Source organism: Streptomyces sp. NPDC058198 (assembly GCF_042882605.1).
In the GTDB taxonomy this organism is placed as follows: Bacteria; Actinomycetota; Actinomycetes; order Streptomycetales; family Streptomycetaceae; genus Streptomyces.
In genome coordinates this window covers 245,770-267,190 of the sequence record NZ_JBHVVP010000005.1, presented here as the reverse complement: position 1 = coordinate 267,190, position 21,421 = coordinate 245,770, and the positions used below count along the sequence as shown (strand labels likewise).

Sequence of the window (21,421 nt, the reverse complement as noted above, 5' to 3'; positions counted from 1 at the left end):
TGCCGCGCGTCATACCGCGAGTGCCGCGCGTTCGATGCTTCCCGCGAAGAGAGGGGTCTCACGGCTGTTGTGGTCCGAGGACGCGGCCTGCCGGTCCTGGGCGGCCTGCTCGAAGGAGGTGTCGTGTTCCTTGAGGAAGGCGAGGAACTCCTCCGTCGGATGCGCGGTCACGGAGTTGGTGTACTCACAGTGATCGTCGTCGATCCGCTTCGCGCTGAGCTCCCAGATCACCTGCACTCTGGTGCGCCCGGTGGGGGTGAAGACATCGGAAAGGGACACCATCCGGCAGTGGTCCCGCCCGGTGATGTCGCCCACGTAATGCTGGATCATGAGGCCGGTGCCGATCATCTCGACGTTGACCGACATCGGCCGGCCGTCGTCGGTCGTGGTGGCCCCGGCGGCTACATGGTCCGGCGGCGCGCAGCGCTGGTACTCGGCGTCAGGCAGGCTGAGCAGCCACTTCGCGAGGTCGACCTTCCCGAGGGGGGCGTTGATCACGTGGCTGTGGACCGACTGGGACAGGACCAGATCGGACCGGACGTCTGACATGGGAATCTCCTCGTCTGCGTGGGTCTCCTCGTCTCCGCCGCCGTGTGCCCCCTGCTCCTCCAGCGCCGTGTCCTCCCTGCCCCACCAGAAATTTTCCCACCACGCGTCGGCCGCCGCAGCCCGGACGGCGGACCGCGGCGGCCGACGCCGGCTCCCGAGGGGCTCACATACGGATCGTGAGCGGATGCCGGACGTACAGTCGATATATGACAGTCCACGTCGCCTTGCTGCCGACAGCCATCCCCCCGGGCCTTGAGCCGTCCAGCCGCATCGTCTCGTACGAGGACCGGGACGGGGCGTGCTACCGCTACCTGCTGCACGACAGCGGAGCTCTGGTCGTGCGGCGGACGCACCGTGACGAGGAAACGGCCACCGAGATCGTCTACAGCCCTTCGGCCTGGGAGAGTGTGCACGGCGACGGGTCGATCCAGCCCCACTCGTGAGATCCAGCCCCACGCGTGGGCGGTGAGGCCCGGCCCCGCGCGTGAGCGGTGAGGCCCGGCCCCGCGTGTGAGCGGTGAGGCCGGATCCACGGCGGTCCCTGCCGTCGTCGTGGGGGTCAGCGGGCCTTCTTCGCGTTCTCGATGGCCTCGGCCAGGCCGTCCAGGATCGGGGCGCACTTGTCGTACGAGAAGATGGGCTCGGTGACGCGCGGAACGACCTGGCCCGCCTTGACGGCCGGCAGCTGCGCCCAGGTCGGCTTGGATGTCAGCGCCGACGGCTGGAGGGCCGAGGAGCGGTTGTCCATCATGATGATGTCGGCGTCGTACTTGCCGACGTTCTCCCAGCTCAGCTCCTCGAAGAAGCCCTGCGCGTTCACCTTCGGCTCGATGAACTTCACGCCCAGCTGCTGGAAGTAGAGCGTGTCGGCGGACATCTTCGGGCGCGAGACGTAGAAGAGGTCCTGGCTGGCCGAGCCGACCAGCACCGTGAGGTCCGGCTTCGACTTGGCGGCCTGGCGCAGCCGCTCGGCGGCCTTCTCGAAACGGGCCTTGGCGTCCGTGACCTTCGGGGCCTTGAGGTCGGCGCCGAGGGACTCGGCCAGCTCCGCGTGGCGCTGGATCGCCTGGGGGATGGTGGTCTCCGCCGCCCACAGGGCCACGCTCGGGGCCAGCTTGAGGATCTTGTCCTTGGACTGGTCCGGCACGTACCAGAGTTCGCCCTTCAGCCACTGCGCGGTGATCAGCAGATCCGGGCTGAGCGCCGCGTACTTCTCGACGTTGAACTCGCCCCAGACATTGCCGAGTATCTCGACCTTGCCGATGTCGAGATCGCCCGCCTGGACGTCGGGCGTGCCGTCCTTCGTCTTCGTCGGCCCGAAGACGCCCTTCACCTCGATGCCGTAGTCGTGCAGCGCGGCGGCCGTGCCGGTGAAGGCGACGATGTTCTTGGGGATGCTGTCGGCCTTCACGGTCTGGCCGCGGTCGTCCTTGAAGGACCACGGACCCGGTGCGCCGGCGCCCGTACCCGAGCTGTCCTTCGCGTCGCCGGCCCCGCAGGCGGCGAGCGCGGCGCCCAGTCCGACGGCGCCACCGGCGGCGAGCAGTCCGCGGCGGGTGAGAGGGGAAACTCGGGGGAGGGGCATGGCATGTCCGCTTTCGTACGAGCCGGTGTCCGGCCGGTGGGCAATCCAAAGGAAGGTTAGCCTAACCTTGCTTGGTGGCCGATCCCGGCCCGTCGGCCCTGTGCTCCGCCACGGACGACACCTCCCGGCCGCCGGGACTTCGATCATGTGCGGCCCCAGCGAATGCTGATTCTCTAGGCTGCTGAGGACGACAAAACGCGCGCCTTAACTGCCCCTCATCTACCGCTACTTCTGCCGCATACCCGAAGACCGGCGCCCATAGACTGCCGACAGATTTTCCTATTCTGTGCGCATCAATGGATGCGTACGGCGATCAGGTATTTGGCGAAGTAGGTGGGCTTTGAACAGTTCGCATTACACCCGGTCCTTGTCATTTGCTACCGGTGTCGCCGTCCAGCGATACCTGAGCGCGGAAGAGGGGCTGACCGCAGCCAGGGCGGAGGGGTGCAGCCACTGGTACGTCGATGCGAGCCTGATGTCGGACATGCCGCACTGCTGGTCCGCGGAGCGCCGTCGCAGTCTCGCGGCAGCCGCCGCTGACCAGGGACTTTCCCCCATCCTGCACGGCAACTTCCGGGCGCCGCTGGCCTCCGAGATACCGGAGGTCCGGGCGGCGTCCCTGCAATACGTGCGCAGCGAGATCGAGTTGGCCGCCCGTATCGAAGCCACCTCGCTCGTCATACACGGCGGTGCCTTCGTCGAGCCGCGGCCGACGAAGGCGCACCGGGACGCGGCGCTCGAAAGATTCTTCTCCGTCCTTTCCGAGGTGGTGCGGGAAGCGACCGAGAAGGGGGTCGACGTCTGGCTGGAGAACCTCTCCTACTACCCGAAGTACCGGCCCTTCTCGTATGTCTTCACGCGGGACATGGACTTCGCGGCGGCGATGGACGCGATTCCGGATATCAAGTTCATTCTGGATGTCGGTCACGCCAACGTGAACCAGTCGGCCGCCGCGCCCGTGTTCGAGAAGTTCTCGTCGTCGATCGCGGCCCTGTCGCTGAGCAACAACGCCGGTGACCAGGACGCGCATCTCGCCCTCGACGACGGCACCCTCTCGATCCGGGACATCACCCACGCCATCCGGGCACAGGAGTGGCGGGGAATCATCGCCTTCGAGACCCGCAACCAGAGCGTCGAGGCCGGCATCGACTACCTCACCGGGATCTGGGAGTCCGCTCCCGGCTCCGCCGCCTGAAGTCCCTCCGCCAGGCCCCTCGGCGTGGGACGGCTGTACAGGTCGCGCATGCTCACCGAACCGAAGCCGGCTTTACGCAGCGCGGCCAGCAGTCGTACGGCCAGCAGCGAGTTGCCGCCCATCTCGAAGAAGTGATCCTCCGGGCCCATGTCGGCGGCGATCACCACACGCCAGACCTCCAGCATCGCCGAGACCGGGTCCGTACGGTCCACGGCCGGCCGCGGCGGCCGGTCGATCGCCGCGGCCGGCGGGCGCCGACGGGACGGCAGAGCCGCTTGGTCCAGTTTTCCATTGAGGGTGAGGGGCAGCGCCGGGAGGTCGACCAGGTCCGCCGGGACCATGTAGTCCGGCAGGACCGTCGCGATCCTGCGGCGTACGTCGGCGGTGGTCGAGCCCTCCTTGAGCACCACGTAACCGACCAGACGGGCGTGCGCGGGACCGGCCTCCTGCCCCGCGACCAGGACGGCGGCGTCCGCCGTTCCGGGGTCGTTGAGCAGCACCGACCGCACCTCACCCAGCTCGATGCGGAAACCCCGGATCTTCACCTGTTCGTCGAGCCGGCCCACATAGTCCAGCGTCCCGTCGAGCCGGAGCCGCGCCAGATCACCACTGCGGTACAGCCGTTCGCCGCTGAAGGGGTCGGACACGAAGCGTTCCGCGGTCAGTTCGGGCCGGTTGAGATAGCCGAGGGCGAGCCCCGCGCCGCCGACATACATCTCGCCCACGGCGCCCGGCGGCAGCGGCCGCCCCCGGCTGTCGCGTACCGACAGGGACCAGCCGGGGATCGGGCGGCCGATGCCGTGGATCCGCCGGTGCGCGTCCCACGACCGCACGTCCTGGGCCGTCACATGGACGGTCGTCTCCGTGATCCCGTACATGTTGACCAGGCGGCACTCGCCGTCCGGGTGGCGGCTGAACCAACCGCCGACCGTACGGGGATCGAACGCCTCGCCGCCGAGAACGATCAGCCGGGGGGCGTACGCCGTCTGCGTCCGGGCGTCCTGCGTCCGCGCGTCCATTTCGAGCAGTCCCGCGAAGGCCGACGGCGTCTGGCTGAGCACCGTGACACCTTCGCGGACCAGCAGCGCGTGAAAGTCCTCGGGGGACCGGGTCACCAGATACGGCACCACGGCCAGCCGCCCGCCGGTGAGCAGACAGCCCCAGATCTCCCACACCGAGAAGTCGAAGGCGGCCGAGTGGAAGAACGTCCATACGTCGTCGGGGCCGAGGGCCATGTCGTCGGTGGTCGCGTCCAGCAGCGCGAGGACATTGCCGTGGGCGACAACCACCCCCTTCGGGCGGCCGGTCGTCCCCGAGGTGTAGATGACGTACGCCGCGTCGTCGGGACCGACCACCGGAAGCTTGGCGCCCGCGGAGTCACCGGCGGCCGCCGTGAGCGCCTCCGGCCTGAGCACCACGGCGCCCCGGCCGGCCGGAAAGCCCGACAGGGACGTGACGACGACGGCGAGGTCCGCGTCCTCGGCGATGTGGCGGAGCCGCTCGTCGGGGGCCTGCGGGTCCAGCGGGACATACGCCGCACCCGTCTTGAGGACCGCCAGCAGCGCCGCCACCAGGTCGACCGTGCGCTTCAGACACACCCCGACGAACCGTCCTGGCGCGGCGCCCCGGTCCACGAGCACCCGCGCCCACGCGGTCGCCCGCTCGTCGAGTTCGCGGTAGGTCAGCCGCCGGGTCGCGTCGCAGACCGCGACGGCGTCGGGCTGTTCGGCGGCCAGCCGGGCCACCACCTCGTGGAGCGCGGTGGCGCGGGGCGGGGCGGTGCGCGGGGTACGTCCCGTACCGACGGCCGCGGCGGTGTCGGCGCCGTCCAGCAGGGCGAGGTCACCGACGGTCCGGCCGGCCGGGCCCTCGGCCAGCTGCGCCGCCAGGTGCACCGTGTGCCGCGCGAAGTCCCGCGCGACGGAGGGATGGACCGCGGCCGCGTCGTGGGCGTGCTCCGCCAGGGACACCTTCCCGTCCTGCCCCGCCACGTTCCGCCAGGTCAGCACGAGGGGCACAGCGTCCGGCGGGAGGGGGACGTACTCCTCGCCGGGTTCCTGCCGGGTCAGTACGAGGCACAGTGCGGGGACATCGTCCGCCACCGGGCCGCACGGCCCGGTCAGCGCCGCCCGGACCTGTGCGAGAAGGTCGCTGAGCGGCAGGTCGTCCCCGGCGGACAGCCGGATCTCCCTGACGCCCGGCGCCGGACCGGCCGGTTCCGTGGTGACGACGGCGAGCCGAACCGTGCCGCCGCGCTCGTACCGGGAGAGCGCCACGGCCGCGGCGGCCGTCGCCACCTCGGGGGTGAACTCACCCTCGGGCAGCGCCCGGAGGGGCGGCAGCGGGTCGTCGTCCGCGAGGCCCCACCGCGGCGCCGTCGCCGGCGACCATCCGGCGCCGCCGTGCGCGGACGGGGCAGGCTCCCGTACGAGCGCCGCCGCGTCGCACTCCGCCGCCGCCAGTCCATGGACGAGGGCGCGCAGCCCAGCGAGATCGAGAGCGCCGCGGCGGGCGACCGCCACCAGATCGGCGACCCCGTCGGGGTACCGCGTGAGGACCACGCGCAGCCCGAGGCCGCCGTGGCTCAGCGGGCGCCGCACCTCCCGCTGCCGCGCCCGGCCGGCGTGCGCCGTCCCGGCCGGCGTCCCGGCGTCCTGGACCCAGAAGCTGCCCACCCGGGTGGCGTCGGCCGACGCAGCGGCCCGCTCGATGTTCGCCCGCGCGGTACGGATCCGGGCCGCGTCGGTGAGCCGTACGGCGATGCCGTGTTCGGCGCTGTCGCCGAGGACGGTGGAACCCCCGGACCGGGGGCGGGGCCTGTCGGTCATGTCTCCTCCTCGTCGTGTCCGGGTGTCGCTCATCGCGCGGTGAATCCACCGTCGACGGTGACCGTGGTGCCCGTCACCTGACGGGAGTCGTCGCCGGCCAGCCACAGGACGGCGCCCGCCACGTCCTCCGGCTCCACCAGCGTGTTCATGGGCTGCGTGGTGACGAAGGCCTGTTCGTACTCGTCGGCGCCGACGTCGAGGCTGCGGGCGATCTCCGACAGCATCCGGCCCTCGACGTGCGAGGCGTCGCGCACCGAGCCGGGGCAGACGGCGTTGACCCGGACCCGCAGCGGGGCGAAGTCCAGAGCCGCCGCTTTCGTGAGGCCGACCAGGGCGTGCTTGGCGGCGACATAGGCCGCGAAGTTCCGGTAGCCCACCAGCCCGGCGGTGGACGCGATGTTGATGATGCTGCCCTCGCGCCGGCGCAGCATGTCGGGGGCGACCGCCCTGATCATGCGCCACGCGCCGGACAGGTCGACATCCAGCATCAACTGCCATGCGTCGTCCGTGATCTCGTGCACGGGTGTGCCCGAAGGAGCGGCGATCCCGGCGTTGTTGACCAGGACGTCGATCCGGTCGAAGCGCCGCAGCGCGGTGTCCACCGCCGCGGTCACGGCCGCGGTGTCGCGCACATCGGCGAGCACGCTCAGCGTCGTCGCACCGGCCTTCCGGCACAGGTGCGCGGTGCGCTCCAGCTGGGATTCGGTGGCGAGCGGGTAGGGCACGCCCCCGATGTCCCCGCCGGCGTCGAGGAGGACCAGATCCGCGCCCTCCTCGGCGAAACGCACCGCGCACATCCGGCCGAGACCCCGGCCGGCGCCGGTCACGACGACGGTCCTGCCCGCTAGCCGCATGCCGCACCGGAACCCGACGGGCGGTCCGCGAGCACGGTCCGCCGGGCGGCTTTGTCCAGCGTCGCTTCCATGAGACCGATCACCTGAGCGGCGGAGTCGGCCAGGTACATATGGCCCCCCGGCAGCTCGGCGTAGCTGAAGGAGCCGCTGGTGGCCGTCCGCCACCGCCGTGCGTCCTCCTCGGTCACCAGGGCGTCGTCGCTGCCGCGCAGGCTGGTGACCGGTGCCTGGATGGGGCAGTCCGACGCGGGGCGGTACGCCTCGTGCATCGCCACGTCCGCGCGCAGCGTGGGCAGCATCAGCTCCCTGAACTCGGGGGAGTCGAAGGCGGGGTGGCGGTAGCCGGCGAGCTCCTCCACCCGCGCGACGAACTCGTCGTCGGTCAGGTCGGCCTCCTGCTGAACGCGCCCCCGGTCCGGCGCCGGGGATCCGCTCACGAAGACATGCGCGACGGGCAGCTCCGTACGCTCTTCGAGGGCGCGGGCCAGCTCGTAGGCGAGGACGGCGCCGAGGCTGTGGCCGAACACGGCGACCCGGGAGTGCCCCCGCACGGCGTCGAGCGCCTCGGGCAGCAGCGTGTGCAGCGCACGGGCCACATCGCGGTGCGGCTCCTCGTCGGTGCGCTCCTCACGGCCGGGCAGCTGCAGGGGCGCCAGCCGGAGACCGGCCGGCGTCAGCCGCTGCCACTTCCAGAACAGGCCGGCGCCCGCACCGGCGTACGGAAGGCACAGGACAGGTACGGGTTCTGGTACGGGTTCTGAGCTCATGGCACCTCAATTCGTGTCGGGCCGCACCCCGGCCCGGCGGGAGCGCGGCCGGGGTGCGACACCGGGTTACGGGGCGGACGATGGCGTCTTACGGGCGGACGATGGCGTCGGGCCACGCGCCGGGTTCGTTGACCCGGGACACCAGCGGGAGGTCGCGGATGTCGTCGTGGTCGAGCACCCACATGAGGAACCGCTCGACGCCCATGCCGAAACCGGAGGTCCGCATCGGCGCCTCCTGGCGCATCCGGACGTACCAGTCGTACTCCTCCTCGCGGACGTTGTGCAGGGCGATCGACTTGCGCAGCTGGTCCGGGTCGTCGTGCCGCTCGCCGGAGCCGACGACCTCGCCCATGCCGAAGAGCAGGTCGGCCGCGAGGGCCGTGTGCGCCTCGTCGTTGCCGAATGCCTGGTAGAACGGCACCGACAGGGTGTCGAAGTGGGTCATCCACACGAACTCGCTCACCCGGGACATCAGCAGGCGCTCGCCCTTGCGGGTCAGCGTCCGCCAGTCGCCCTCGTCGCGCACACAGCCCTCGACATCGCCGAGGATGGTCACCGCCTCGTCGAAGGTGACCCGCGCGAACGGCGCGCTGTGCCCGGCCATGCGCTCCAGGTGGGAGACGTCGCCACGGGCCTCGGCCAGCTGGTCGCCGTGCCGGTCGAGAAGGGCGCGGGCCAGGGCCTTCACATAGCCGTTGACGTACCGGATGAGGTCGTCGAGACCGCCGGGTATCTCGCCCTCGCTGTGGGTGAACTGGTTGAGGTGCGTCGCGTCGGGGGTCTCGACACGGAACGACGGCATGATGGTGTAGCAGCCGCCCGGCGCGAGGCGGCAGCCGTATTCGAGCAGGAACTGCATCGAGTCCTGTAAGTAGGTGTCCACCCCGTTGACCTGGACCTTCACCGCTTCGGTGTCACTGCCGAATCCGGTGGGGCAGGTGATGGTGCGGGTGGTCAGCGGAAGCCACAGGCTTTTCAGCCCTTGGGAACGGGCGTAGTCCATGGTGGCCCACTGCACGGTGTCCTGCAGATCGGCGATGAGCGTGTACCACGGGGAGCGCAGGGCTGTCGCGAAGGCGGCGGGGTCGTTGCTGTCGAAGGTGGCCGGCGGGACGACGCGCGGCCGGGGGGTCAGGGGTAGCGACATGATGGACTTTCTCTCCTAGCCGTGCGGATGAGCTGCGGGCGGGATGTTCTGATTGCCGGCCAGGACGTTGTCCGGGTCGTAGCGGTGCTTGAGGGCCGCGAGCCGCTCGTAGCGGGCCGTGCCGTACACCTCGGCGACCTTGCCGGGCCGCTCGTCCTGCAGGTAGTTCACATAGGCGCCGCCGTAGTGCCACTCGGCGAGCCGCGCGACGCCCCGCCGGCTCCACTCGGCGTGCGCCGGGTCCTCGGCCGGATCGGTCCACTGGGCCGAGACGGTGCAGATGTACGGGGCGTCCCGCCGGGGGAACGCGGAGTCCTCGTCGGCGACGTCGCTGATGGCGCCGCGCAGGTACTCGAAGTCGATCGCCGACAGGGGCGACTCGATCTCCCGGGTGGAATCGAGGAGTTGGGCGATCGGACCCTCGGTCAGGTCGGTGAGGTAGCAGGACTTGGTGTAGTAGCGGTTGCCGTGCGGCTCCCCGTGGTCCCCCAGGGCCTGCAGCTCGGCGAACGACATCACCCGGGTCAGGGTGGCATCGGGCGCCGCGGCAGCGAAGAGCGGAGCGGTCCTGGCCGGCCCCTCGGCGGGGTCGCCGAACCAGGTGGCGGTCAGGAACAGCGCGGGGAGACCGCGCAGCCGCCGCGGGATCCAGTCGTGGTGGCCGGCCCGCTTCAGCGTGGCGACGGCGTGCAGGTCGACGCCCTGTTTCTCGGCGAACTCCCGGTAGCCGGCCAGCGCGGCCACCGCTGTGTCGAGGGGGAAGACACCCGTGTGGTGGTGTACGGGACCGACCGGCCGCAGCCGCAGGGTGAAACGGGTGACGACCCCGAGGTTTCCGCCGCCGCCCCGCAGCCCCCACAGCAGGCCGGCGTGGTCGTCCTCGGTGGCCTCGACGACCGTGCCGTCGGCCAGCACCACTTCGGCGGCCAGCAGGTGATCACAGGTCAGGCCCCACTTGCGGGCCAGCCAGCCGTATCCGCCACCGAGGGCGAGGCCGCCCAGGCCGGTGTGCGAGACGACGCCCGCCGGGCACGCCAGGCCGTGCGCGAGAGTGGCGGCGTCGACGTCCCGCAGCAGGCAGCCGCCCTGCGCCCGGGCGGTCCCCGTCCCGGGGTCGACGTCGACCCCGTTCATCAGCGACAGATCGATCATGACGGCGTCGTCGGCGACGGAGGTGCCGGCGACATTGTGGCCGCCGCCGCGCACGGTGACGGCGCGGCCGGACGCGGTGGCGTAGCGCAGCGCGACGCTGACATCGGCGGCGCCGGTACAGCGGGCGATCAGGCTCGGCCGGCGGTCGTGCATGCCGTTCCACACGGCGCGTACCTCGTCGTACGCCGCGTCGCCGGGGCCCAGGAGAGAGCCCTTGAAGTGGTTCCGCAGGAACGGTTCGGCGTTCTCTTGGGACACCGGTTCCAGCACGTCGGTCATCGGGGTTTGCCGCCTTCCGGTTCTTCAGGTGCGGTGGCCGTCAGTGGCCGAGCAGTTCGGCTGTGACAATCTCGGCGATGTGCTTGCGCGGCTCGGCGTCCATGGCCTCTTCGTGGCGGCACGCCAGGTCGTGGCCGACGAGCGTCTCCACGTAGGGCGCCCAGGCCGCCGGGTCGGGACGGGCCGCGCCCCGGCTGTGCGTCGCGGTGAAGTAGAGGGTCCGGCCGCGGACCCGGGCGGGCCGGTGACCGGCCACCAGCCGGCTGCTGTTGACGCCGACGGTGAGCAGTCGTTGGAACGTGGCGGCGTCGAGGCCGAGCCGCTCCCGTGCGGTGGCCCGGAGGCCGGTCAGCACCGACTCGATGCCGGCGGCCGGTATGTCCTCGGCGTCGGCCGCCGGTACGAGCGTGGCCAGCAGGCCGTACTCGTCCCATTGCGCCGCCGTCGCCCAGGGCGGGTAGGGCCAGACCTCGCCCGGATACGCGTCGACGAGGGCGAGCAGGCCGACGCGGGAGCCGTCGTCCTGCAGTCGTCCGGCCAGCGCGTGGGCGATGTTGCCGCCGAGCGACCAGCCGAGCAGCCGGTACGGCCCCTCGGGCTGGACGCGGCGTATCTCCGCCAGCATCCGGTCGAGCATCTCGTTCATGCCGGCGGGCGGCACACTGCCCGCCACCAGGCCGGGCGCCTGCAGGCCGTACAGCGCGCAGTCCTTGGGCAGATGGGCGGCGAGTCCCGCGTAGCTCCAGGCGAGTCCGGTCGCGGGGTGGACGCAGAACAGCGGGCGCGGATCGCTGCCGGCGCGCAGCGGCAGCAGCACCTCGTGGTCGTCCTGCGGCTCGCCCGACCCGACGGCCGCGAGCAGGCCGGCGACGGTGGGGGCCTCGAACAGGGTGCGGACCGTCACCCGCAGGCCCAGCACCGACCGGATACGGCTGAGCATCCGCATCGCGAGCATGGAGTGCCCGCCGAGGTCGAAGAAGCTGTCCTCCACGCCGACCCGGGGCAGCCCGAGCGCCTCGGCGAACAGCGTGCACAGGATGGTCTCCTGCGGGGTGCGCGGCGGAACGCCCGCGGCCGTCGACGGCGCCTCGGGGACCGGCAGGGCGTGCCGGTCCAGCTTGCCGTTGGGGGTCACCGGCAGTTCGTCCAGCGCCACGAAGAACGCCGGGACCATGTACTCGGGCAGCGCCCGCGCCGTGCGCCGCCGTACCGAGGCGACATCGAGCGCCGCGCCGTCCGCCGGCACCACGTAGGCCACCAGGCGCTTGTCGCCGGGCCGGTCCTCGCGGGCGAGGACCATGGCCTGGCGCACCCGCGGATCCCGTTCGACGACGGCCTGGACCTCTCCCGGTTCGATCCGGAAGCCGCGGATCTTCACCTGGTGGTCGGCCCGGCCCATGAACTCCAGTTCGCCGTCGGCGTTCCAGCGCACCAGGTCGCCGGTGCGGTACATCCGTTCACCGGGAGCGCCGAACGGACTGGCCACGAACCGCTGCGCGGTGAGCTCGGGGCGGCCCGCGTAGCCCCGCGCGAGCCCGGCTCCGCCGACGTACAGCTCGCCCACGGCGCCGGCCGGGAGCAGCTGGAGATACTCGTCCAGTACGTACGCCTGCATATTGCGCAGGAGCCGGCCGATCGGCGCCCGGTCGGCGCGGAAGTCCTCGCTCGCGTCGATCACCGAGATCGACACGTCGTCGGAGCACTCGGCGGGGCCGTACACATTGGCGAGCGGGATCCCGGGGTGCCGGGCGAACCAGCGGTCGACGAGGTCGGGCGGGAGTTCCTCGCCGTGTACCAGCATCCACCGCAGCCCTTTGAGCAGGCCGACGGACGTGTCGTCGAGATCCCACATGTCCAGGACCGCCCGCAGCACCTGCGGCACGATCTGCACCACCGTGATGGACTCGTCGGCGATGCAGCGGGCCAGCGCCAGCGGATCGCGGGTGGTGTCCTCGTCCAGGACATGCACCCGTCCGCCGGTGAACGGCATGGTCAGCGCCTGCCACACCGAGACGTCGAAGGTCAGGGGCGCGTTGAAGGCCATCGTGTCGCGTTCGTCGAGGCGATAGAGCTCGGCCACTGCGTGCAGATGGTTCGACAGGCCCCGGTGCGGGACCAGTACGCCCTTGGGCCGGCCGGTGGAGCCCGAGGTGAACACGGCGTACGCGAGCAGGCCGGGGGACGCGCCGAGATCCGGCCGCCGCCAGTCCCGCGTCTCGTCCGGTACGCCGTCCGCCTCGACCACCGTCACGCCGTCGAGCCCCCCGGCGGTCAGCAGCCCGGCCCGCTCGCGCAGCCCGGACGCCGCCACCAGATAGCGGGCGGAGCTGTCCGCGATCATCTGCCGGGCCCGCTCCGTCGGCAGCGTGCCGTCCAGTGCCAGGTAGCCGCCGCCCGAGCCGAGCACCCCGAGCGCGGTGGCGACGAACCAGGCGCTGCGGTCGGAGAGGATCGCGGTGAGGGCGTCGGGGCCCGCGCCGGCCCGGGCCAGGGCGCGGGAGACGCGGTCGGCCGCGTCGGCCAGCTCCCGGTAGGTGTAGCGGACGCTCGCGTCGGAGACGGCCACGGCGTCCGGCCGCCGCTCGGCCCACTCGCGGATCCGCCGGCCGAGATCGACGGCGGTCTCGGTCCTGACGGGGCCGTTCCACCGGGTCAGTTGCCGGTGCCGCTCGGCCTCCGACAGGACGGACACCTCGCGGATGCGCACCGCCGGATCGTCGGCGACCGCCGACAGCAGCCGCACCAGGCGCTCGCCCATGGTCCGCACGGTCGCTTCGTCGAAGAGATCGGTGGCGTATTCGAGGGAGGCGAGCAGCCCGGCCGGGCCGCCGTGCTCGTCACGCCGGTCGCCGAAGTCGACGGACAGGCTGAACTTCGCGGTGTCGGTGGTCCGGCGCAGCACCGTGCTCTCGACACCGGGCAGGCTCAGAGCGTCGCCGGGCCGCCCTTCGTTGAGCGCCAGCATGACCTGGAACAGCGGGTGCCGGTCCGGGGACCGCGGCGGATTGAGGGCCTCGACGAGCCGGTCGAACGGCACCTCCTGGTGGGCGTAGGCATCGAGGTCCGTCGTGCGGACGCGGCGCAGCAGCTCCCCGAAGGAGGGGTTGCCCGAGGTGTCGGTGCGCAGCACGACCGTATTGACGAAGAAGCCGACCAGGTCGTCCAGCGCGTCGTCGGCGCGGCCGGCCACCGGGGTGCCGAACGGGATGTCCGTACCGGCGCCGGAACGGGTCAGGAGCACCGCGACGGCCGCCTGGAGCAGCATGAACAGGGTGCAGCCGTGCTGGTGTGCCACGTCGAGCAGCCGGCCGTGCAGCTCGGGTCCGACCGTGAGCTCGACGGTCTCGCCCCGAAAGGCGCCGGCTCCCTCGGCGCCGTCCCGCGCCGGCAGCCGCACCCGGTCGCAGGGCAGCGGCAGTTCCTCCGGCAGCCCCGCGAGAGCGTCACGCCAGTGCCGCAGCTGCGTGGTGAGGAGGCTGCCGGGATCCTCGTCACTGCCGAGCAGCTCGCGCTGCCACAGCGTGTAGTCGCTGTACTGCACCGGCAGCGGCTCCCAGGCCGGCGCCCGGCCCTCGTACCGGGCGCCGTAGGCGGCACTGACGTCACGCAGCAGCGGCGTCAGGGACCAGCCGTCGCAGACCACGTGGTGCAGGACCAGAGCCAGTACGTGGTCGTCGGCCGCGACCCGCAACAGCCAGGCCCGGGTCGGCAGGTCGGCGGTCAGGTCGAACGGACGCCGCACCGCCGCGAGCAGGTCGGCGTCGAGCCGCTCCGGGCCGCTGTCGGCCACCTGGAGGGCGAAACCGGTCTCCCGCAGGGGAAGCACCCGCTGGTACGGCTCGCCGTCGCTCTCGCCGAACACCGTCCGCAGGCTCTCGTGCCGCTCCACCACATCGGCGAGGGCCGCGTCGAGCGCCGGGACGTCCAGGGCGCCGCGCAGCCGTACGATCACCGGCACGTTGTACGTCGAACTCGGCCCTTCGAGCCGGTTCAGGAACCACAGGCCCTGCTGCGCGAACGACAACGGAAACACGGTCATTCCTCCCCGTACCGGGCCGGCGGACGGACCACGGCCGCCGTCACGACCGGCGGGTCAGTTTGGGACGGGGGGCCGTGGACGCCGGGCTGTGCTCCAGGGCGGCCACGACGCCGTGCGCCGTCGGGTGGTCGAGGATCTGCTTCAGTTCGATTCCCCGGCCGGTGGCCGACCGGATCTGGTTCCACAGCCGCATCAGGCGCAGCGAGTGCCCGCCGAGCCGGAAGAAGTCGTCGTCCATGGAGACCGAGGGCAGCCCCAGGACCTCGGCGAAGATGCCCGCCACGGTGATTTCCAGCGGGGTGTCCGGAGCCCGCCCCGGTCCTGCGGGCGCCGTGGCCGTCACGGGATCGAGGGCGGCGAGCGCCGCTCGGTCGATCTTGTGGTTGTGGTTCCGCGGCATCTCGTCGAGCCGCAGGAACGCGGACGGGACCATGTAGTCCGGGAGTTCCCCGGCCAGCGCGGCCCGCAGGTTGTCCGGGTCGAGCGGGGTCTCGGACGTGAAGTAGGCGCACAGGACGGACAGGCCGGCGGCGCGCGGGAGCAGCAGCACCACGGCGTCGCGCACGGCGGGCAGCTGGGACAGCCGGCCCTCGATCTCGCCGAGTTCCACCCGGAAACCACGGATCTTGACCTGGTTGTCCGCGCGGCCGAGACAGTCGAGGAGCCCGTCATCGGTCCAGAGCGCGATGTCGCCGGTGCGGTACAGCCGCCCGGGGACGCTCGCGCCACCGCTGACGAACGCGGCGGCCTCCAGCTCCGGCCGGTTGACATAGCCGTCGCTGAGTCCGTCGCCGCCCACATGCAGCTCGCCGGGTACGCCGATGGGCTGGGGGTTTCTGTCCCGGTCGAGCACCCAGGCGGTGGAGTTGGCGACGGGGCGGCCGATCGGAACCCTGCCGTGGTAGCGCCGGGTGACGCGGTGCGTGACGGAGAAGGTGGTGTTCTCGGTGGGACCGTAGCCGTTGATGAACACGCTGTCCGGGCAGGCGCTCATCGCCTCGGCGATGTGCCGCGCCGACACCGCCTCACCGCCGACCAGGACCTGACAGCCGGCGAGGACCGAAGGGTCCTCTTCGACGAGCTGGTTGAACAGGGTGGAGGTGAGCCAGATCGTGTTGACCCGGTGCCGCGAGATCGCGGCGCCGAGGTCCACCGGATTCAGGACGGTGTCGCTCGGCACGAGCACGAGGGTACCGCCGTTGAGCAGCGCGCCCCAGAACTCGAACGTGGTGGCGTCGAAGGCGATTGCGCCGGTCTGCAGGATCCTCGTGGTGTCGGAGAGGTGTACGTAGTCGGTGTCCCGGACCAGCCGGACGACGGCGCGCTGGTTGACCAGGACGCCCTTCGGCCCGCTCGTGGTGCCCGAGGTGTACATCACGTACGCGGCGTCCTGTGGCCCTACGGCGAGCTCCGGCAGCGGGCCGGCCGGAGCGGGGTACGGCTGGGTGAGGTCGAGCACGGGGAGGTCCGCGGTGACCGCCGGGCTGTCCGTCAGGAGCAGTTCCGCGCCGCTGTCGGAGAGCACGAAGTCCCTGCGGCCCGCCGGGAGGGTTGAGTCGACGGGCACATACGCGGCGCCGAGGCGGAGAATGGCGAGTACGGCGGCGATCAGGCGGGGCGAGCGCTCCAGCATGAACGCGACCCGGCTGTGCCGACGGACCCCCCGGGCGTGCAGGACGTCCGCCAACCGCAGTGCTTCCCGCTCCAGTTGCCCGTACGTCAGGGAGGTGTCCCGGTCGCGGACGGCTTCCTCATCGGGACGGCTCGCCGCCTGGCCGGCGAAGAGCTGGTAGATCGAGGCGTCGCGCGGATAGGGCCGCTGGGTGTCGGTGAACCCGCGCAGTCGCTCGTACTCGGCGTCGGTCAGCAGCTGGAGTTCGCCTATGGGCAGGTCCGGGCGCTCGGTGATCCGGCGCAGGAGGGTGACCAGATGGCCCAGCATGCGCTCGGCGAACGCCGAAGGAAGGACGTGCTCGTGGCAGTCCAGGTGCAGTGTGACGCCGTCGTCGGCCGTGGCCTCGGTGGAGAGGACGAGATCGGCGCCGGGCCCGCCGGCGGCGGGCCCGTCCACGACACAGATCACCTTCGGCGGCACGGCGTCCGCCGTGCGCGGAGCTTCGGCGATCCCGGCCAGGCCGGCGGCCACGGCGTGGCGGTGCTCCGCCGCGGTCAGGGCGGACGGCATGTGGCTGACGACCGACGCGGCGGCCCCGTCCGCCGGCCAGGACGCCCGGCGGACCCCGATGCGGAACGCGAGTCCGTTGCTGTACTTGCGGAAGAGGATCAGAGCCGCCGAGAGGACGAACTCGTCTCCGCTACCGCCGAGTTCCCTGACCACCTCGGTGGGGAGTGGCGTCGACCGCCGCACCGTCCCGCAGGGTCCGGCGAGCGAGCACGAGCCGCCGAACGGGAGCCAGGACGGGACATCGGCTTCCTCGGGGGGAACGTCTCCCACGATCATCTGTCACCACTTCCGATCCCTTTATCGTTCCACGCGGAAAATGACGCGCATCCGCCCGGAAAAGCGCACGCGAGAAGCCGTGGGATCAATGCTAGGTTCTGTCGCCGAGTCCCAGCGGCAGATGTTTCGGCAGGAGACCGGCAGTTAGCGGAAGCCATAGCCGCCGGAAACGAAAGCGAATCCTGGACGGATTCGCCTGTCAGTGCTGCGACAGTTTCAGCCCGTTGACACTCCGGACGCCGTCCTGGAAGCGGAACTCGAAGGTGAGTGCGGCGCGCGCCTCGTCAATGGTGCGCATAACCGCTTCATGGCCCTCGCACACCCCGGAAATGGTGTCCAGGGTCAAGGTGGTGGTACCGCCGGGAAGCGGGTCGCCCGGGCGGACGAAATTCCGGTAGGCGGTCACGCCCGGTATCTCGCGGACGGCCTCGGCCCCCTGGACGGCCAGCAGGGTGGAGGGGGCCAGCGGCGCGAGGTTGTTGTACTGGAAGTGGACTTTTCCGCCGAAGTCGAAGGTCGGCAGATAAGGCTGCTCGCCCAGGGCCATGAGACCGGCGACACGGACAAGATCCAGGCCGCACGCCTCACGGGCCATCATGTTCACATGGCCCGAGAGTCTTCCGTTGAGCTCGATGAGGCGCGGTCCTCCGGGGGTGAGCTTCAGCTCGGTGTGGGCGTATCCGCTGTCGGCGCCCACCGCTTCCAGGGCCCGGGTGACGAGGTCGAAGATCTCCTGCTCCTCGTCGCGCGGCAGATGGCTGGGCCAGATCCGCCCCGTCCCCCGGAACGGGGGCATGACCGGGGATTTGCCGGTGAGCACCAAGTGCGTGATGCCCGACGGCGTGCAGGCGCTCTCGACGGAGACATAGTCGCCGAACGGTTCGCTCGGCCGGCCCTCGAGGAACTCCTCCAGGATGAAGGGGGCCCAGGCGCCGGCCGCGGCGATGGCGTCGAGCCGCGCGTGGACGGCGCGGGCGTCCGCCTCGGACCGCATGGCGTAGGCGTCCTTGCTGCGCGACCCCGTCACCGGCTTGACGACCGAGGGCAGGCCCACCGTCCGCAGTGCCTCGTCCCAGTCGCTCAGCGAGTCCAGCACGCGGGTGCGCGTCCGGTCGACGCCCGCCTCACGCAGCACGCGGCGCTGCATGCCCTTGTCGGTGTAGAGCCGGGCCGTGTGCGGGGACAGGCCGGGAAGGCCCGCCGCGGCCGCGAGTTCGGCGGCCGGGCGGATCATGTCCTCGCAGAAGGTGAGGATGCCGTCGGGTGCGATCTCCCGGATGAGCTCCGCGTCCGCGTCGGCGTGCCCGGTGAGCGTCCGGATCTCGCCGAGCAGTTCCATGACCGGCAGCAGCTGGTCCACATGCGCGGATGCGCGCGGGACGAGGAAGACGATGTCACCCAGGTCGGCGAGGCCCGCACCGATCTCGCCGGCGGGCGCCGCGCCCGCGTCGTACAGGACGGCGAACAGCGGCCGGGAACGGTCGGTCATGAGCGGATTCCCCGTTCGTCCTGGGTGGTCCGCCCGGCCGGGCTGACCGGATTCGCCACCAGCGCCACCAGTGCCTGCCGCAGCGAACTGGCGTGGGCCTCCACGGTGGGGCGGGCCACATAGGCCGAGTCGAAGCCGATGCGGATCTGGCCCTCGGTGCCGGAGATCTCGACATTGACGTGGAACGGGAAGCTGGGCTTGCCCCTGCGCCACCGGCCCCGGGTGGGCACCGATGTCAGCCGGTCCAGCTCCTCGTAGGCGTGGAAGTTCATGAAGTTGAAGGTGACGTCGAAGGCCGGCCGGCCGAGCCGCTCGACGACCAGCGCCTGCGGGAAGGCCTGATAGGGGGCGCTCTTGCTCTCGGCGTCCGCCGCCGCCCTGATGAGACCCGCCCAGGTGTCGTTCACCGTCGGGAAGCGCACCGGCAGCGTGTTCAGGAAGAGTCCGGTCGCGAGGTCGGAACCGGCGCTCACCGGGCGGGTGTTGAACACGACGCCGGTGACGATGTCCTGCTCGCGCCGGGTCCAGGTGCCCAGGGCCCGCACATGCGCGGCGAGCGCGATGGCCTTCACGGAGACGCCGAGCATGCGGGCCACGCCGTTCAGGGACCGTACGAGGCCGGCGTCGAGGCCGAGTTCGCAGCGCTGGTCCGCGTTGGGGATCTTGTCGTGCTTCGAACCGTCGAAGAGCAGGGGCTCCACGTCCGCCTGGCCGAACCAGTGCTCGGCCGCGGCGGGTGAGGCCGCGGCCGACTGCTCGGCGGCGATGAAGTCGTTCTGTACGGCGGCGGACAGCGCGGGGAGTCCGGCCTCCTGGCCGCCGCACTCGGCGGAATAGAGGGTCATCAGTTCCACGGCCAGCCTGCTCAGGCTCCAGCCGTCGAGTACGGCGTGGTGGGCGGCCAGCACCAGATGGAAGGACTCCGGCAGAACCACCACATGGCAGCGGACCAGGGACGGGGTCCGCCAGTCGATCGGCGAGGCGAGGCGGCGGTCGCACCAGTCCCGTACCAACTCCTCGGCCTCGTCGGCGCCGGTCGCCCGGTCGATGCTCAGCTCGGGCTCGGCGTCGGCCCAGACCAGCTGCGCGGGAACCGAGAGACCGCCGAAGTCGAAGGCGGTGCGCAGGGCGGGGTGGCGACGGCAGAGCGCGGTCAGGGCGGAGCGGAAACCCTTCTCGTCGAAAGGCGCGCACACCTCCCAGCCGTCCATGCTGTGGTAGAGCAGCGGGTCCTGGCTGGTCTCGCAGAGGTAGAGCATGCCGATCTGCAGCGCCGACGCGGGCAGCGCGTCCGCCACCCCCTCGGGGACCAGGGCGCGGTCCCGCGGATCGAGGAGGGAGAAGGCGGCGGCTTCCGGTGTCCCGCCGCCCGGCGCCCCTGATCCGTCGCCGGCCAGCGCTTCGATGACCGAGGGAACGCCCATCATGCCGCGCACCGATTGCCGCACCATCAGATCGCGGAGGGTGATCGGAATACCCTTCGCGCGCGCGTCATTGACGACGCGCACCGCGGTCAGTGAGTCTCCGCCGAGCGCATAGAACTTGCTGTCCATGTCGATGTCCTGGACCGACAGATTTTCCCGGAGCACGGCCAGGAGAACGTCGGCCGGGTCTTTCCGTAATTCCTCCATGCCCAGCTGTTCCCTTCATTGTGTGACAGTGAATCGGCGACACGAAGAAGAAGTGTGACCGGGGCGCTTTTTCCGGACGTCCGCTAGCTGAGCGACATTTCCGCGGCCGGGATGTCACGTGTCTTCCGAAGAGGCGAGAACACGACGAACAGCGAGGCACTCCACATGCCCGCCGCGCAGACCCAGAGCGCCGGCCTCAGCCCGGCATAGGTGGCGAGCAGGCCACCGAACAGGGAACCGAGCGGGATGACGCCGTAGGCGATCCAGAGGTAGACCGCGCTCACCCGGCTGAGCACCTCGGGCGGGCAGACGAGCTGCCGGTAGGAGAGAGAGGCGGTGTTGAACATGGTGCTGTTGGCCGACAGGGCGGCCAGGCCGATGGCGTACAGGGCGATGCCCCAGCCCGGCAGCGACAGCGGCATCAGGAAATACAGCGGGCCGGGCACCAGCATGGAGACCCAGATGATCCGGGCGCTGCCCACCCGGGCGGTGATACGACGGGCGAAGGCTCCGGTGATCAGGCCGCCCACGGAACCCAGCGTGAACACCACCCCGACGGCCCCCGCGCTGGCATGCAGATCGCGGAGCATGAAGGTGACCGCGATCGAATTGGCGGCCGTCACGAAGAAGTTGGACACACTGGTGCACACGAGCAGATGGCGCAGGATGGGGTGACGGCGCACGAACGTGAGCCCTTCCCCGATGGCGGCCTTGAAGGACACCCGGTTCGAACCGGCCGGTTCACCCTGTTCGGACTTGGGTACGCGCATCAGGCCCAGGGTCACGGCACTGAGCGCGTACGTGAGCACGTTGGCGTACAGCGTGCGGGAGGCGCCCACCAGCCCGATCAGTGCGCCGCCCAGGCCCGGTCCGCTCAGCTCCGCGAGCGATTCGCTCATGGCGAGTTTGCCGTTGCCGTCGACCAGTTGGGCGGTGCGCACCAGTTTCGGCAGCTGGCTCCGGTAGGCCACCGTGAACAGCACCGTGAGCACACCGGAGACGCCGACGATCACGTACAGGTACCAGAGGCTCAAGTGGCCGCCCAGCGCGACCAGCGGAACCGACAGGATCAGCAGCATGCGGGCCGCGTCGCAGAAGACCATGATCTTCTGCTGGTCCAGCCGGTCGGCGAGCACGCCCGCCGGCAGGGAGAACAGCAGGTAGGGAAGCCAGCTGAGGGAGGTCAGCAGGGATACCTGCAACGCGCTGGCGTGCAGGATGTCGAGGGCGAGGATCGGCAGGGCGATCAGCGCGATGCGCGGACCGAGCGTCCCCGCCCCCTGCCCGAACCACAGCAGCATGAAGTTCCGGTTGCGCCAGAGCGAGCTCTCCTCACCTGCCGCGGCGTCCTGCTTCGACGCCGTCTGCGTCATGCGGTTCGTCCTCCCCCGGTCGGCGGGGCAGTCGCCTCGCCCGTGCGTCCCATAGTGCCCAGCAACCGCAGC

Annotated in this window: 14 protein-coding genes; 2 read left to right on the top strand and 12 right to left on the bottom strand. The window is 71.2% G+C overall.

Features of this window, described 5'->3' with window-relative positions; translation table 11 throughout:
• Positions 1-9: 9 nt before the first annotated feature.
• Positions 10-549 carry a hypothetical protein gene (locus ACFVWW_RS20095; protein ID WP_384187171.1) on the bottom strand — a complete coding sequence of 180 codons (540 nt, stop codon included), beginning with the start codon at positions 547-549 and terminating at the stop codon, positions 10-12.
• 206 nt (positions 550-755) lie between these two features.
• Between ACFVWW_RS20095 and ACFVWW_RS20090 the strand changes: the two genes are divergently transcribed.
• Positions 756-992 (top strand): hypothetical protein, encoded by a 237-nt coding sequence (locus ACFVWW_RS20090; RefSeq protein WP_384187173.1) that lies wholly within the window; start codon positions 756-758, stop codon positions 990-992.
• Between the two features lie 116 nt (positions 993-1,108).
• Here ACFVWW_RS20090 and ACFVWW_RS20085 read toward each other — a convergent pair whose 3' ends face one another.
• Positions 1,109-2,134 (bottom strand): ABC transporter substrate-binding protein, encoded by a 1,026-nt coding sequence (locus tag ACFVWW_RS20085; protein ID WP_386877623.1) that lies wholly within the window; start codon positions 2,132-2,134, stop codon positions 1,109-1,111.
• Between the two features lie 367 nt (positions 2,135-2,501).
• Between ACFVWW_RS20085 and ACFVWW_RS20080 the strand changes: the two genes are divergently transcribed.
• Positions 2,502-3,329, top strand: coding sequence for a TIM barrel protein (locus tag ACFVWW_RS20080; RefSeq protein WP_384187178.1), 828 nt, complete (start codon positions 2,502-2,504; stop codon positions 3,327-3,329).
• Here ACFVWW_RS20080 and ACFVWW_RS20075 read toward each other — a convergent pair.
• The 10 genes from ACFVWW_RS20075 to ACFVWW_RS20030 all read right to left on the bottom strand — a co-directional run bounded on the left by ACFVWW_RS20075 (position 3,284) and on the right by ACFVWW_RS20030 (position 21,349).
• Entirely contained in the window at positions 3,284-6,157 is a 2,874-nt protein-coding gene (locus ACFVWW_RS20075) for an amino acid adenylation domain-containing protein (RefSeq protein WP_386877622.1), read from the bottom strand. The genes ACFVWW_RS20080 and ACFVWW_RS20075 overlap by 46 nt on opposite strands.
• Before the next feature lie 29 nt (positions 6,158-6,186).
• The gene (locus ACFVWW_RS20070) at positions 6,187-7,011 is read right to left on the bottom strand and encodes an SDR family oxidoreductase (protein WP_386877621.1); all 825 of its coding nucleotides are present in this window, start codon (positions 7,009-7,011) and stop codon (positions 6,187-6,189) included.
• On the bottom strand, positions 7,002-7,778 hold the full coding sequence (locus ACFVWW_RS20065) for a thioesterase II family protein (protein WP_384332889.1): 777 nt from the start codon (positions 7,776-7,778) through the stop codon (positions 7,002-7,004). Before ACFVWW_RS20065 ends, ACFVWW_RS20070 begins: the two co-directional genes overlap by 10 nt.
• 88 nt (positions 7,779-7,866) lie before the next feature.
• Positions 7,867-8,925: an amino acid--tRNA ligase-related protein gene (locus ACFVWW_RS20060; RefSeq protein ID WP_386877620.1), complete on the bottom strand. Its 1,059-nt coding sequence runs from the start codon at positions 8,923-8,925 to the stop codon at positions 7,867-7,869.
• Between the two features lie 15 nt (positions 8,926-8,940).
• The gene (locus ACFVWW_RS20055; RefSeq protein WP_386877619.1) at positions 8,941-10,356 is read right to left on the bottom strand and encodes an FAD-binding oxidoreductase; all 1,416 of its coding nucleotides are present in this window, start codon (positions 10,354-10,356) and stop codon (positions 8,941-8,943) included.
• A gap of 40 nt (positions 10,357-10,396) precedes the next feature.
• Positions 10,397-14,395: an amino acid adenylation domain-containing protein gene (locus ACFVWW_RS20050; RefSeq protein ID WP_386877618.1), complete on the bottom strand. Its 3,999-nt coding sequence runs from the start codon at positions 14,393-14,395 to the stop codon at positions 10,397-10,399.
• Between the two features lie 40 nt (positions 14,396-14,435).
• Complete coding sequence (locus ACFVWW_RS20045) at positions 14,436-16,850, bottom strand: amino acid adenylation domain-containing protein (RefSeq protein WP_386877617.1); 2,415 nt, start codon at positions 16,848-16,850, stop codon at positions 14,436-14,438.
• 205 nt (positions 16,851-17,055) lie between these two features.
• Positions 17,056-18,345, bottom strand: coding sequence for an acetyl-CoA carboxylase biotin carboxylase subunit family protein (locus ACFVWW_RS20040; protein WP_386877616.1), 1,290 nt, complete (start codon positions 18,343-18,345; stop codon positions 17,056-17,058).
• A complete protein-coding gene (locus ACFVWW_RS20035) occupies positions 18,342-19,976 on the bottom strand; it encodes a condensation domain-containing protein (RefSeq protein ID WP_386877615.1) in 1,635 nt (544 codons plus the stop codon). The genes ACFVWW_RS20040 and ACFVWW_RS20035 overlap by 4 nt, the downstream gene beginning before the upstream one ends.
• A gap of 83 nt (positions 19,977-20,059) precedes the next feature.
• The gene (locus ACFVWW_RS20030; protein WP_386877614.1) at positions 20,060-21,349 is read right to left on the bottom strand and encodes an MFS transporter; all 1,290 of its coding nucleotides are present in this window, start codon (positions 21,347-21,349) and stop codon (positions 20,060-20,062) included.
• Between the last annotated feature and the right edge of the window lie 72 nt (positions 21,350-21,421).

What these genes read in the sequence shown, in the direction of transcription:
- ACFVWW_RS20030 (WP_386877614.1), bottom strand. Translation starts at nt 21,349, where the DNA reads ATGACGCAGACGGCGTCGAAGCAGGACGCCGCGGCAGGTGAGGAGAGC.
- ACFVWW_RS20055 (WP_386877619.1), bottom strand. Translation starts at nt 10,356, where the DNA reads ATGACCGACGTGCTGGAACCGGTGTCCCAAGAGAACGCCGAACCGTTC.
- ACFVWW_RS20050 (WP_386877618.1), bottom strand. Translation starts at nt 14,395, where the DNA reads ATGACCGTGTTTCCGTTGTCGTTCGCGCAGCAGGGCCTGTGGTTCCTG.
- ACFVWW_RS20035 (WP_386877615.1), bottom strand. Translation starts at nt 19,976, where the DNA reads ATGGAGGAATTACGGAAAGACCCGGCCGACGTTCTCCTGGCCGTGCTC.
- ACFVWW_RS20060 (WP_386877620.1), bottom strand. Translation starts at nt 8,925, where the DNA reads ATGTCGCTACCCCTGACCCCCCGGCCGCGCGTCGTCCCGCCGGCCACC.
- ACFVWW_RS20090 (WP_384187173.1), top strand. Translation starts at nt 756, where the DNA reads ATGACAGTCCACGTCGCCTTGCTGCCGACAGCCATCCCCCCGGGCCTT.
- ACFVWW_RS20085 (WP_386877623.1), bottom strand. Translation starts at nt 2,134, where the DNA reads ATGCCCCTCCCCCGAGTTTCCCCTCTCACCCGCCGCGGACTGCTCGCC.
- ACFVWW_RS20040 (WP_386877616.1), bottom strand. Translation starts at nt 18,345, where the DNA reads ATGACCGACCGTTCCCGGCCGCTGTTCGCCGTCCTGTACGACGCGGGC.
- ACFVWW_RS20075 (WP_386877622.1), bottom strand. Translation starts at nt 6,157, where the DNA reads ATGACCGACAGGCCCCGCCCCCGGTCCGGGGGTTCCACCGTCCTCGGC.
- ACFVWW_RS20065 (WP_384332889.1), bottom strand. Translation starts at nt 7,778, where the DNA reads ATGAGCTCAGAACCCGTACCAGAACCCGTACCTGTCCTGTGCCTTCCG.
- ACFVWW_RS20095 (WP_384187171.1), bottom strand. Translation starts at nt 549, where the DNA reads ATGTCAGACGTCCGGTCCGATCTGGTCCTGTCCCAGTCGGTCCACAGC.
- ACFVWW_RS20070 (WP_386877621.1), bottom strand. Translation starts at nt 7,011, where the DNA reads ATGCGGCTAGCGGGCAGGACCGTCGTCGTGACCGGCGCCGGCCGGGGT.